The sequence below is a fragment of the Streptomyces thermoalcalitolerans genome (assembly GCF_039525155.1).
Lineage (GTDB): Bacteria > Actinomycetota > Actinomycetes > Streptomycetales > Streptomycetaceae > Streptomyces > Streptomyces thermovulgaris.
In genome coordinates, this window is sequence record NZ_BAAAHG010000040.1 from 44,695 (window position 1) to 57,669 (window position 12,975).

At 72.4% G+C, this 12,975-nt stretch carries 8 protein-coding genes; 4 read left to right on the top strand and 4 right to left on the bottom strand.

Going from position 1 to position 12,975, the window contains the following annotated elements:
- Positions 1–16 precede the first annotated feature (16 nt).
- Both lhgO and ABD224_RS21245 read right to left on the bottom strand, forming a co-directional pair.
- The gene (lhgO, locus tag ABD224_RS21240) at positions 17–1,240 is read right to left on the bottom strand and encodes an L-2-hydroxyglutarate oxidase (protein WP_344052251.1); all 1,224 of its coding nucleotides are present in this window, start codon (positions 1,238–1,240) and stop codon (positions 17–19) included.
- Between the two features lie 85 nt (positions 1,241–1,325).
- Positions 1,326–2,750 carry an NsdA family TPR-like regulatory protein gene (locus ABD224_RS21245; protein ID WP_344052237.1) on the bottom strand — a complete coding sequence of 475 codons (1,425 nt, stop codon included), beginning with the start codon at positions 2,748–2,750 and terminating at the stop codon, positions 1,326–1,328.
- Between the two features lie 685 nt (positions 2,751–3,435).
- Between ABD224_RS21245 and ABD224_RS21250 the strand changes: the two genes are divergently transcribed.
- A complete protein-coding gene (locus tag ABD224_RS21250; protein WP_344052239.1) occupies positions 3,436–5,553 on the top strand; it encodes an asparagine synthase-related protein in 2,118 nt (705 codons plus the stop codon).
- A 238-nt stretch (positions 5,554–5,791) separates the two neighbouring features.
- Here the strand turns inward: ABD224_RS21250 and ABD224_RS21255 are convergent, their stop codons facing one another.
- Positions 5,792–6,610, bottom strand: coding sequence for a TetR/AcrR family transcriptional regulator (locus ABD224_RS21255; protein ID WP_344052241.1), 819 nt, complete (start codon positions 6,608–6,610; stop codon positions 5,792–5,794).
- Positions 6,611–6,989: 379 nt separating this feature from the next.
- Between ABD224_RS21255 and ABD224_RS21260 the strand changes: the two genes are divergently transcribed.
- Both ABD224_RS21260 and ABD224_RS21265 read left to right on the top strand, forming a co-directional pair.
- A complete protein-coding gene (locus ABD224_RS21260; RefSeq protein WP_344052243.1) occupies positions 6,990–8,378 on the top strand; it encodes an NAD(P)/FAD-dependent oxidoreductase in 1,389 nt (462 codons plus the stop codon).
- A 162-nt stretch (positions 8,379–8,540) separates the two neighbouring features.
- Entirely contained in the window at positions 8,541–10,223 is a 1,683-nt protein-coding gene (locus ABD224_RS21265; RefSeq protein WP_344052245.1) for an ATP-binding SpoIIE family protein phosphatase, read from the top strand.
- A gap of 254 nt (positions 10,224–10,477) precedes the next feature.
- Here ABD224_RS21265 and ABD224_RS21270 read toward each other — a convergent pair whose 3' ends face one another.
- On the bottom strand, positions 10,478–11,749 hold the full coding sequence (locus ABD224_RS21270) for an MFS transporter (RefSeq protein ID WP_344052253.1): 1,272 nt from the start codon (positions 11,747–11,749) through the stop codon (positions 10,478–10,480).
- 205 nt (positions 11,750–11,954) lie between these two features.
- Between ABD224_RS21270 and ABD224_RS21275 the strand changes: the two genes are divergently transcribed.
- On the top strand, positions 11,955–12,533 hold the full coding sequence (locus tag ABD224_RS21275) for a MarR family winged helix-turn-helix transcriptional regulator (RefSeq protein WP_344052247.1): 579 nt from the start codon (positions 11,955–11,957) through the stop codon (positions 12,531–12,533).
- Positions 12,534–12,975: the final 442 nt, after the last annotated feature.

A 12,975-nucleotide genomic window follows, 5' to 3' on the forward strand; every position in this document is an offset into this window, starting at 1 on the left:
TGGTCGCATGCGGTGGTCACCGCACCGACCTCAGCACGGCCAGGGCCCGGCGTGCCACCTCCCGGCCGATCGGCAGCGAGGCCGTCGCCGCGGGCGAGGGCGCGTTCAGCACATGCACGGCCCGGGGCCCCTCCTGGATCAGGAAGTCGTCCACGAGCGTCCCGTCCCGCAGCACCGCCTGCGCCCGCACCCCCGCGGCGGCCGGTACCAGGTCCTCCTCCCGCACCCCTGGCAGCAGCCTGCGCACCGCCTGGGTGAACGCCCTCTTCGACAGCGACCGCCGCAGCTCCCCGGCCCCGTACCGCCAGTGCCGCCGTGCGAGGTGCCACGACCCGGGCCAGCTCAGCGTCCCCGCCAGCTCCCGGGGCCGTACGACCCCCCAGCCGTACCCCTCGCGCGCGAGCGCCGGCACCGCGTTGGGCCCGATGTGCACCCCGCCGTCGATCCCGCGGGTGAGATGCACACCCAGGAACGGGAACGCCGGGTCCGGCACCGGATACACCAGCCCCCGCACCAGCTCCGGCCGCGCCAGCTCGTAGTACTCCCCGCGGAACGGCACGATCCGCACCTCGGGCTCGTCGCCGGTCAGCCGTGCCACCTCGTCGCAGTACAGCCCCGCGCAGTTGACCAGCACCCGGGCGCGGACGACGTCGCCGTGCCCGGTGCGCACGGCCACGCCCAGCTGTGGCCTCCGGTCCACCCGCACGACCCGCGCCCCGTAGCGGATCTCCGCTTCCGAGGCCTCTGCCAGCTGCCGTGCCATCGCCGTGAAGTCGCAGATCCCCGTCGTCCCGACGTGGATCGCGGCCAGTCCGCGCACCTCGGGCTCGTACTCCTGGATCTGCGCGGGGCCCAGCTCGCGCACCGGAATGCCGTTCTCCCGGCCGCGCTGCACCAGCGCGTGCAGCCGGGGCAGCTCCTCCCGCTCGGTCGCCACGATCAGCTTGCCGGTGACGGCGTGCGCGATGCCGTACTCCGCGCAGAACTTGACCGTCTCGGCGGCGCCCCGCACCGCGTACCGCGCCTTCAGCGAGCCCGGACGGTAGTAGATCCCGCTGTGGATCACTCCGCTGTTGCGTCCCGTCTGGTGCCGGGCCGGACCCTGCTCCTTCTCCAGCACCGTCACCCGGGTGCCCGGCGCGGCACGCGTGAGGGCGTACGCCGTCGACAGGCCGACGATCCCTCCGCCGATCACCAGCACGTCGCAGTCGTAAGCGATCTTGGCCCGCACCCGCTCCACCTCCTGCACCCCATGGTGCACTGTGCCACCGACGGTGCCCGCGGGGCGAAGGGCGGCGCGGTGCCGGCGCGGTGTCCGGTGCGGCTCAGGCCGGTGCCGTCAGCAGGGGCCGCGCCCGCTCGCGCAGCTCCATCACGCGGGGCTCGTCGTTGTACGGCTCCAGCCGGTGCAGGAGGTCCTTGACGTACTCCGTGGTGCGCGCCGACGAGATGCGTCCGGCGACCTCCACCGCCCGCACGCCCTGTTCGCAGGCCGCGTCCAGGTTGCCGGACTCCAGTTCGGCGACCGCCGAGACGACCAGCCGCAGGCCGTGCGAGCGGACGAACTCCTCCGTCGGCTTCGACAGCGCCTGCTCGGTGAAGTGGCGGACCTGGCGGGGCGCCTTCAGGTCGCGGTAGCACTCGGCGGCGTCGGCGGCGAACCGGTCGTAGGTGTAGAAGCCGAGCCAGGACGGGTCGTTGTCGCCGTCGCGGGAGCGCTCCAGCCAGCTCTCGGCCGACTTCAGGGCGGCGCCGGCCGCCTGGGCGTCACCGGCGCGCGCGTGCGCGCGTGCCTCGACGAGCCGGAAGAAGCTCATGGTGCGGGCGGTGGCCAGGCCCCGGTTGCGCTCCAGGGCGGCCTGGGCGAGGTCGACCCCTTCATCGCCGAAGCCGCGGTAGGTCGCCTGCAGGGACATCGATGCCAGCACATAGCCCCCGAGGGGGACGTCGGCCGCCGCGCGCGCGAGGCGCAGTGCCTGGATGTAGTACCTCTGCGCGGCCTCCTGCTGGCCGGTGTCGAAGGCCATCCAGCCGGCGAGCCGGGTGAGTTCGGCGGACGCGCCGAACAGGGCCCGGCCGACCTCGTCGGAGTAGGAACCGAGCAGCAGCGGAGCCGCCTCGACCCGCAGGCACTCCGGCACCATCGACGAACGCCAGTCCCCTCCCCCGTACTTGGAGTCCCAGCGCCTGGCGTCCTCGGCGGCCTCCCGCAGCTTCTGCACATCGCTGTGGCCGACTCTGACCGGTGCGCCGGAGCCCTCCGAGGAGGCCGCCTCGCGCGCCACCGAACTGTCGGCCGGGGTTATCAGCCACCGCGATGCGGGCGTCGCGTACGCGCTCACGGAGAACGATCCGGCGAGCGACTGCCAGATGCTGCCGGAGCCGCCCCGGCGGCTGCCGAGGTCGAGCCGGTACAGCTCCGTCGCCGACTTCACCGCCTCCCCCACGTCCCTGGGGAAGGCGAGCCCCACCTCGGGCGCGGGGTCCACGTCCGCCAGACCGATCTCGTGCAGCGGCACCGGACGCCCGAGCTTCTGACCGATGGCGGCGGCGATGAGGTGCGGCGCCGCACCCTGCGGCACCATTCCCTTCGAGACCCAGCGCGCCACCGAGGTCTTGTCGTAGCGAAGAGTCAACCCGCGTTGGGCGCCGAGGTCGTTGACGCGCCGCGCGAGTCCTGCGTTGCTGATTCCCGCGAGGGCGAGAACGGCGCCGAGCTTTTCGTTCGGCCCGCGTTGCTCCCTGGACATGCGCCACCCCTCGACACAGACGGCTGCCGCGCTGGCATAACCACGCGGCATTCGTAAACCCAGCGTAGTTCGCCGCATCCCAAGCGTTAAGGGGCATTCTTCCGGTTGGCGGGATTGTGGCCCGTGCGGAGGGCACGGCTCCTGCACGCAGGGTTGCGACGTGCTCCCGGTGTGTGGCCGTGCGCCTGCCCGTGCGCTCTTCTCCGGCCACCGGGGGAGCGGTTCGATGGTTCCTGCGTGGGTCGGCCCGCTGTACTGGATCCAGTGGGCTGGGGGACACCGCCGCCTCCATCCCCGCGGGCGGCGGGACGGTCCGGGAGGCCAACTCCGCCTCCCGGACCGTCTGTTGTCTGTGCGTTGCGCACAGTGTGCACGGAGCGTGTGGCACGCCTGTTCCCATGACGCCGAATTGGCCGGAAATCATCCCCTCTTCTCCGGATCAACCACCGCTCCCACCACGGCACTTGACGGCGCGAAGGGTATTGAGGGAGCGCATTCAGGGGCGCATTCGCGTCGCAATGACCGTGTGGATGACGGGCGTTCGCCGCAGTTCGGACAGGCGCGCAGGGGGCGCACGCAGTGCACGGAGGGTGGCTCCGCTTCCCCTCCCGTGCGCCTCCTTCATGGCAGCATGGAGAACCGGTTCGTGCGGTGCACTGGTTGCCCACAGGGTGTGGAGGCGTCGATGCGGTGGTTGGTGGGATGGAGCAGCGCCGCCGCGGGGACCGCCGGGGCCGGCGGACACAACGGATACGGCCGGCGCAACGGACACGACCGGTACGACGGGCACGGCGCATACGACGAACAGGCCGTGCAGCCGGTGGGTTCCCAGCTGCTGTGGGGCGGTCCCGACCCGCTGTGGGCGGTCGGCGACTGGCGCCCGGACGAGGTCCGGGTGGTGCGGGCCGACGCCCAGACCAGCATCGCGGTGCTCGGCGTCTGCGGTGCCTCCGACGAACAGCTGCGGGTCGGCCTGCTCGCCGCGCGCGGCGGCGCGCTGCGGCATCTGACCGCCTGGCCCGGCAGCTACACCGCCGTGGTGCGGGTGGGCCGCCGCATCACCGTGTGCGGCGATCTCGCCGGTGCCCGCCCGGTGTTCCACACCTCCTGGGCCGGCGGCACCGCGTATGCGACGGCCGCACTGCCGCTGGCCGACCTCGTCGAGGCCAACCTCGACTTCGGGTATCTGGCCGCCCTGCTGGCCGCCCCCGACGTACCGGCCGCGCTGCACGACTCCACGCCGTACGAGGGCGTTCGGCGCATCCCCCCGGGGCACGCACTGATCCTGCGTGCGGGGTCGCGCGAGATCGCCGGGTACGAGCCGGTCGCCTCCCTCGCGGTGGCGGCACCTCCCGCCGACCCGGACAGCGCGGTCGCCGCGGTGCGCGATGCGCTGGTGGAGGCCGTCCGCACCCGTCTGTCCGCGCCCCGGCACGTGCCCGATCTCGACCCCGGCCCGGTGCCCGGCATGGGGCCTGCCGAACGCCGCGCGGCCCGCGGAATGCCGGTGCCCGGCATCGGCGCCGACCTGTCCGGGGGACCGGCCTCGGGCACGCTGGCCCTGCTGGCCGCCGGACTCCCCGGCATACCGGGCACCCTCCTGGGCCACGGCACCGAGGCCGGCGAGCGCCTGCTGGCCGTCACCTTCAACGACCTCACCGCCACCGGACGCGAGGCCGAGCTCGAGCGCGCCGGAACGCTCGCGGCGAGCCCGCGGCTGCACCACGTGGTGGTGACCGGCGACGAGGACGTCCTGCCCTACGTCGACCTCGACGGCCCCCTGACCGACGAACCGGGGCCGTCCCTGGTCGAGGCGGCACGGCACCGCGCGCGGCTCGCCTCCGGCAGCGCCGACCACTTCACCGGCTACGGCGCCCGGCAGGTCCTCGACGCCCATCCCGCGCGCCTGGCCGATCTGCTGATGGACCGCAAACGCCGCCATCTGGTGAGGCCCGTCGCCGCGCTCGCCAAGGCCGACGGCTCGATCACGGTCCCCGCGCGCGTGTACAGAGCGGCACGGCGCCTGGCACGGACCCCCTACCGCACGGGACTCGACCTGCTCGCCGAACGGCTGCTCAGCCGCCGCTTCGACGAACCCCAGGGAGCCGTGGGGGCGTCACTGGCCGCCCTCACCTGGGCCAGACCCGGGCCCGCGGCCCGGTGGCTGACCGGAGAGGCGCTGGCCGAAGTATCGGTTCGTCTGCGGAGGGCGCCGAGCAGCTTTGCGGCGGGACCCGGACAGCGGCCGGGCGACCACCGCGCGCGTGCCGCCCTCGCCCGGCAGGCGGCCGACCTGCGCATCCTGGAACAGGCCGCCGAGATCCGCTCCCAGCGCCTGCACATGCCGTTCCTCGACAACCAGGTCGTCCGCGCCTGCCGTGCCCTGCCGGAGGCCCTGCGGGTGCGGCCCGGCGCGCGGGCGGAGATTCTGCGCACGGTTCTTCAGGGCGCGGGAGTGGGCGAACTGCCGCCCGGCTGGGGCGCTCCCTCGCACGCCTCGTCGACGGCCGCCGCCCGCACGGGGCTGCGCGTGGCCGCCGACGACCTGGTGGACCTCTTCGCCGCCCCCCTGCTCGCCGACGCCGGCCTGGTGGAGGCCCGTGTGGTCCGCAAGGCCGTACGCGCGGCGGCCCAGGGCGAACCGCTCCCGCTGGACGGCCTCGCGGACCTCGTGTCCCTGGAACTGTGGCTGCGCCGTCTGCTCTCCCGCCGCGGCACCTGCTGGACCGGCATGCCCACGCGTGCCCGCGCGGTACCGGCGGGCATCGCCCCGCAGCGCGGCGCACTGGCCTCCGGAGGCTGAGCGGACACGGCCCGGTGGCCGGCGACGTCCACGGGGACGACACCAGCGGGGCCGGTGCCGCGGACGGAGCACATGCAGTCGGAGCTCACACGGTCGGAGCTCGCACGGCCGGGGCAGACGGCCACGCAGCGGCCCCGCACCCCTCCGGCCGGCCCGGCGGCCGGCCCGACGCACGAGGAAACCCGCGACGTCCGGTCCCAAAGCCGCACCGGGGCCGGGACCACGCCGGCCGCCGGGGTCACGCCGGCCGTGAACGCAGCCCCTCCAGCAGGATGTCCAGCAGCCGCGCCGACGCCGCTGCGTGCTGCGCCGGGTTCGGCAGCGCGGGTGCCGCCGTGGCGATGACCAGCAGCACGTCCGACACCGACACATCCGGCCGCAGCGCGCCCGAGGCACGCGCCCGCTCCACGAGCCGCCCCACGACCTCCAGCAGCTCCGCCGCCCCGGCGTCGTCCTGTGCCGCCGCGCCCTCGGGCGCGGCCCCGGACTCCCCGCCGCCCGGCCGGGTCCGCTGCTGCGGCACCCGGGCGTCGGCTTTCTGGCCCGCACCGCCGGAGCGCTCCTCGGCGACGCCGACCCGCAGCACCTGCGGAGGCAGCAGCCGCCCGGCGCCGGACGCCACCGAGGTGCGCAGGAAGCGGGAGAGCGCCGACCACGGCTCGTCCTCCTGGCCGAGCGCGGCCCGCGCCTGCTCGGTCAGCCGGGAGATCTCCTCCTCGGCTATGCGCCGCACCAGGACGTCCTTGCTCGGAAAACGCCGGTACACCGTGCCGACACCGACCCGCGCGCGCCGCGCCACGTCCTCCATCGGCGCGCCGTAGCCCAGCTCCCCGAAGACCTCACGTGCCGCCCGCAGCACATGCTCGAGATTGCGCTGCGCGTCCACACGCAGCGGCGTCGTCCGGCCCGACCGGGCTTCCTCCCCGCGCCCGGTGCCCGATGCCGCGTTCGCCGCCCTGCCGGCCGGAGCGACGGCGGACCTGACGGATCCGGCCGACCCGACCGACCTGGTGGACGTGGCGGACGCAGCGGACCCACGAGTGTCCTGAATGTGCATGAATGATCCCCCGGTAATGACGTCTCCCCCCGGAGACTCTCCCCGTCACTGATTCCGGGATGCGCACAGCGGAGATCAGGCACGACCGGGCCCGCCCCCGAGATCCGGTGGTGCTTCGCGGGCTCGTTCGATCACATCCCCACACCCCGTCCACACGAACATAGTTGAGGGAGAGTCAATTCAGAAGGGGCAGATTCCGCACGGAGCGCCCCCCGATCGGAGCACGAGTCGTATACGTCCGGAATGACCCCTCTTCGATGCCCGCTCCACGCAGTCTGACCTGTGCTTTTTCCTCTACAGCGGTATTTCGGCCAACCCCGCGCCGCTCCGGCCGGCGGTCACACGGTGCGCCGGGCCTGTGGACAAACGACTGTGCCCGATGCGTCATGGGAAGGTGAAGGAACGCGCGCGCATTCTCGTTGTCGGCGGCGGCTACGTCGGGATGTACACGGCCCTGCGCCTGCAACGGACGATGAAACACGAGCTCAGGCGGGGCGAGGCCGAGGTCACGGTGGTCACGCCCGCCCCCTATATGACGTATCAGCCCTTCCTGCCCGAGGCCGCCGCCGGCGCGATCTCGCCCCGGCACGTCGTCGTCCCCCTGCGCCGCGTCCTCGACCAGTGCCGCATCGTCGTCGGCGAGGTCACCTCCATCGACCACGCCCACCGCACCGCGACCCTCACCACCCTCGCCACCGAGGAGACCGGGGGCACCGAGAAGCTGACGTACGACGAACTCGTCCTGGCCCCGGGCTCCGTCTCGCGCACCCTGCCCATCCCCGGCCTCGCCGACCACGGCATCGGCTTCAAGACCGTCGAGGAGGCCATCGGCCTGCGCAACCACGTCCTCGAGCAGATGGACATCGCCTCCTCCACCCGCGACCCCGGGATCCGCGACGCCGCTCTCACCTTCGTCTTCGTCGGCGGCGGCTACGCGGGCGTGGAGGCGCTCGGCGAACTGGAGGACATGGCCCGCTACGCCACGCGCTACTACCACAACGTCGAACCCGAGGACATGAAGTGGATCCTCGTGGAGGCCTCGGACCGGATCCTGCCCGAGGTCGGCGAGGAGCTGAGCCGCTACACCCTCACCCAGCTGCGCCGCCGCAACATCCAGGTCCTGCTCCGCACCCGCCTGGAGTCCTGCGCCGACCGGGTCGCCGTCCTCAGCGACGGGCAGCGCTTCCCGACCCGGACGATCGTGTGGACCGCCGGCGTCAAGCCGCATCCCCTCCTCGCCGCCACCGACCTGCCGCTCAATGGACGCGGGCGTCTGAAATGCACCGCCCAGCTGACCGTCGAGGGCGTCGCACACGCCTGGGCCGCGGGCGACGCCGCAGCCGTCCCCGACGTCACCGCCGCCGCACCGGGCAGCCTGACCCCGCCCACCGCCCAGCACGCCCTCCGCCAGGCCAGGCTCCTGGCCGACAACATCGGCCACTTCCTGCGCGGCGAGCCCCTGGAGACCTACGCGCACAAGCACGCCGGCGCGGTCGCCTCACTCGGACTGCACAAGGGCGTCGCACAGATCTACGGACGCAAGCTGAAGGGCTATCCCGCCTGGTTCATGCACCGCGCCTACCACCTCAGCAGGGTGCCCACCTTCAACCGCAAGGCCCGGGTGCTCGCCGAGTGGATCCTCGCCGGACTGTTCCAACGGGAGATCGTCTCCCTGGGATCGCTCGAACACCCCCGGGCGGAATTCGAACTCGCGGCCAAGGGAAAACACCCCCTTGACCCGAGCACCGACCCGAAAGGGTCGTCCTGACCGAACAGCGGAACTTCTTCGCACGCTCCGGCGTCCCACGGATGACGTGTTCCCGCTGTGACGCACCCCCAGGGCGGTAAGAATGTGCGGCACCGCCGCGCGGCCCCGGATTCCCGGCCGAGCCCGGAGCCGGCCCGAGACGACGACACAAGGCAAGGATTCGTGAACTTCACGCGCTGGAGCGCCCGGCTCCCCGGCATCCCCGGCACACAGCGCCGCGCCGCAGCGCGGACCGAGCACGCGGCCGTCCCGGCCCGCCGGACGGACGGCTCCGTACCCGCGGCCCGCGCCGAACAACCGACCGGCGAGCCAGGACCGGTGCCCGCCGTCGACGAGCTTCCCGTACGCGAGGTCCTCGACCGCGTCCCGGCCCTCGTCGCCCTCGTCCACGGCCCCGACCACCGCATCGCCTACGTCAACGACGCCTACACGGCGGCCTTCGGCACACGCCCCCTCGGCGCACCCGCCCGCGAGGCCCTGCCCGAACTGCGCGAACTGGGCCTGCTCCCGCTTCTCGACCAGGTCCTGCGCAGCGGCAGACCCCGCACCCTGAAGTCCCGCAAGGCCGTCGACGGCCGCTCCTACACCTTCACGTGCACACCGGTGACCGCGAGCGGCCACCCCACCGCGGGCACCGGCGTCCTGATCTTCGCCACCGACGTCACCGATCACGCCGAGGCCGCCGAACGGCTGCGCACCAGCGAACGCCGCCAGCGCGAGACCGCGGTCACCCTCCAGCGCTCCCTCCTGCCCCAGGACCTGGAACAGCCCGACGACCTGCGCATCGCCGCCACCTACCTGCCGGGCGGCACGGAGGCCGCGGTCGGCGGCGACTGGTACGACGTCATCACCCTCGGCGGCGGCCGCACGGCCCTGGTCATCGGCGATGTGATGGGACGCGGAGTGCGGGCAGCCGCGATCATGGGCCAACTCCGCACCGCCGTCCGGGCCTACGCCCGGATGGACCTCCCCCCGCACGAGGTGCTCCAGCTCCTCGACGGCCTCGCCATGGAGATCGACGCCAACCAGATCGCGACCTGCGTCTACGCCGTCCACGACCCCAACGAGGGCCGGCTGGTGTATGCCTCCGCGGGACATCTGCCGATCCTCGTCCGCGACGGGAACGGCACCGTCCTGCGCGCCGACGACCCCATCGGCCCGCCGCTCGGCACCGGCGGCTGGATGCACTCCTCCGGCTCGATCCCCCTGGGCCCCGGCTCCACGGCGGTCCTCTACACCGACGGCCTGGTGGAACGCCGCGGCGAGGACCTCGACGAGGGCATCGCCTCCCTGGAACACGCCCTCGCCGGCGCCACCGGCACTCCCCAGGTGATCTGCGACCGCCTGGTCCGCTCGGCCGGAGTCCAGGCCGACCACGACGACGACGTGGCCGTCCTCGTCCTTCAGCACCCCGTCCGCACCGGCCCGGACAGCGAGCTCTTCCGCAACGCGGCCCTCGACCTGCTCGGCGGGGTGGAGGCGGCCCCCCGCGCGCGTGCCTTCGCCTCCGGCGTGCTCACCAGCTGGCGCTTCCCGTCCGACCTGCACGACATGGGCGTCCTCGCCGCGAGCGAACTGGTCGCCAACTCCCTCCAGCACGGCACCCCGCCCATGCGCCTGCGGCTGCGCCGCACCGACCGCCGCCTCATCATCGAGGTCACCGACGGCGACGACCACCTTCCCCGCCGCCGGTGCGCCGGCCCCACCGACGAGTCCGGCCGCGGCATCGCCATCATCGCCGCGATCGCCGCCAACTGGGGCTCCCGCAGAACTCCGGACGGGGGCAAGGCAGCCTGGTGCGAGTTCATGCTCCCGCAGGAAGCGGGACGGACGGGGAGCCGATGACGGAAGCCTGAGCGGAGCCCTTCGGGGAAGCCCGGAGCACGGGCCCGCCGGAGTGGAAAGAAGAGAAAAGGAAGAGAAAGAGGAGGGGGAAGAGCGGCACCCACCGAGGTGCAGAAGGCGAAGTCCCCACCGGGAGCCGGGAGCTGGGAGCTGGGAGCCGGGACTGGGGGGCCGCGGGCGAAGCCCCGGAACGGCCCCCGGACCGGATGGACCGGAGCACAGCCCGGCGGGGACAAGCGAGGGACAAGCGGGGATCACGCCTTGGTGGCCGGGGCCTCCGTCACCGGCCCGCCCCGCGCGACCACCCGGCTCCGCGCGGCCCACGGATGGTCCTGCACCGGAGTCAGCCCCCGGCCCAACCGCAGCGCGAGCACGCTGATCAACAGCGAGAACGCCAGGAACGTCACCACATACGGCCCGGGCAGCGAGGCCGCCAGCGGTCCGCCCACCGCCGGTCCCAGCGCCAGCGCCAGCTGTTTCACCAGGGCGAAGGCCGAGTTGTACTGCCCCGCCAGCCCGTCCGGTGCCAGATCGGCCACCAGCGGTGCGACCGTCGGCGACAGCATCGCCTCACCGAGCCCGAACAGCGCGTACGTCGACACGAACGCGGCCGTGGCCATCACATGGCTGACGTGCCCGAGTCCCGCGTACGCCGCCGCGGCCCACGCGAGCGCCCAGATCAGCCCCACCGCCGCGATCACCCGCGACCGCCTCCGCCGCTCGACGACCTTCAGCACGGCGAACTGCGCCGCCACGATCATGAACGTGTTCGCGGCCAGCGCGGTCCCCAGCGTCGACGTCGAGATCCCGGCGGCCTCCACGCCGTAGGCGCTCAGCCCCGACTCGAACTGCCCGTAGCAGGCGAAGAACAGCACAAAGCCCAGCACGCACAGCTGCACCATGGCCCGGTTCCGGAGCAGCTGCTTCCAGCTGCCCCTCGCCGACTGCCCGGCCCCCGCCGGCGCGTCCCCGGTCCGCGGCGAGCGCGGCATCCGGATCGTCGACATCAGCACGACCAGCAGCAGGAACACCACCGCTTCGATCGCGAACAGCAGGGTGAAGGAGGAGACCCGGGCGGTGTCGACGAAGTGCCCCCCGATGAGGCCGCCCACGCCCAGTCCCAGGTTCTGCAGGAAGAACTGCATCGCGAACGCCCGCGACCGCGTCTCCACGGTCGAGCAGTCCACGATCATCGTCGCCAGCGCCGGCTGCATCACGGCCTGCCCGGCGCCGAGTGCCGCCGCCGACAGCAGCACGGCCCCGGCACTCGCCGCCAGTCCCAGGCTCAGTGCGCCCAGCGCGGCCGTGACCAGGGAGGCGAGCAGGACCGGCAGCGGGCCGTGCCGCACGATCGCCCGGCCGGCGAACGGCAGCACGAGCAGCGCGGCCACGGCAAAGACGGCGAGGACGAGCCCCGCCGTCATGGCTCCCAGCCCCCGTACCTGTGCCACATAGACGTACAGATAGGGGACGGTGAAGCCGAGTCCGAACGCGCTGAGTGCGTTGCCCACGTGGATCCGGCGCATCGCCGTGCCCATCGCCCTGGTCACGTTCACCTCTTTCTTCTTCTCTGGTCGCTCTGGTCGCTCTTGCTCGACCCTCTCGGGTCTTCCTTGCGGACGGTTGAAGCACCCGGCAGTCGAACGTAAACACTTAGAAGCTAAATTTCAACGCTGAAGAGTACACCCCTAAGGACTTCAACACCAAGTCAGGACGTGTCATACTGCGCCCATGGGCGACACCCCCGGCATCAGCGCCGGCACCGAACTGACACTTGAAGAGCAGATCGCCGCCTATCAGCGCGAGTTCCAGGACCTCGACCCCCAGGTCGAGCAGATCGTCTCCGCGCTGTCGCGGCTCAACCGCCGGATGAACGTCGCCTACGGCCGGCAGACCGCCGCACTCGGCATCACCAACGCCGACTGGGAGGTCCTCAAGGCCCTCGTCCTGTCCGGCTCTCCGTATCGCATGGGTCCGAGCGACCTCGCCAAGCGCCTCGGCCTGACCCCGGCGGCGATGACCCACCGCATCGACCGGATGGTCGCCGAGGGCCTGGTCACCCGGAAACGCGACGAGGCCAACCGCGTTCGGGTCATCGTGGAGCTGACCCCCGCCGGTCGCGAGAAGTGGCTCGAGGCCATGCGCCTGGCCACGGTCTTCGAGGGCAACCTCCTGCAGGACCTGTCCCCGGCGGAGCGCACGGCCCTCGGCGAGATGCTGATCAGGCTGCTCCGCCGCGTCGAGGACGCCCAGCCGGACGCCGGCGGACGGCTCAACGACCTGGACGAAAATCTTGGCCAGGGCGCTTGACAGCCCCCCTGCTGAATCCGTAACGTACTTCGGGTTGCCGCAGAGCTGTAACGGTTCTACGGCAGCACCTTCTGCCGCACAGGCGGCACCCCAACCACGAGCGTGATCTCCCAGCAGGGTTGTTTTTGGCGTGCCCAAAATTCAATTCGTGCATGGGACTCGTCGATCCCGAATCGGAACCCCGAGAGTCCGATTGGGAATCGCCGAGAGAATCCGCTAAAGTCTGGGACGTCGGAGCGGCCGAATGGCCGTGAAGGCAAACCCCGCTGACCGGGGATCAGGTCGGTAAGAAGATCTGATAGAGTCGGAAACACCGAAGGGAAGCGCCCGGAGGAAAGCCCTGTGGGGGTGAGTACGAAGGAAGCGTCCGTTCCTTGAGAACTCAACAGCGTGCCAAAAGTCAACGCCAGATATGTTGATGCCCCGACACCGGGCGGGCCGG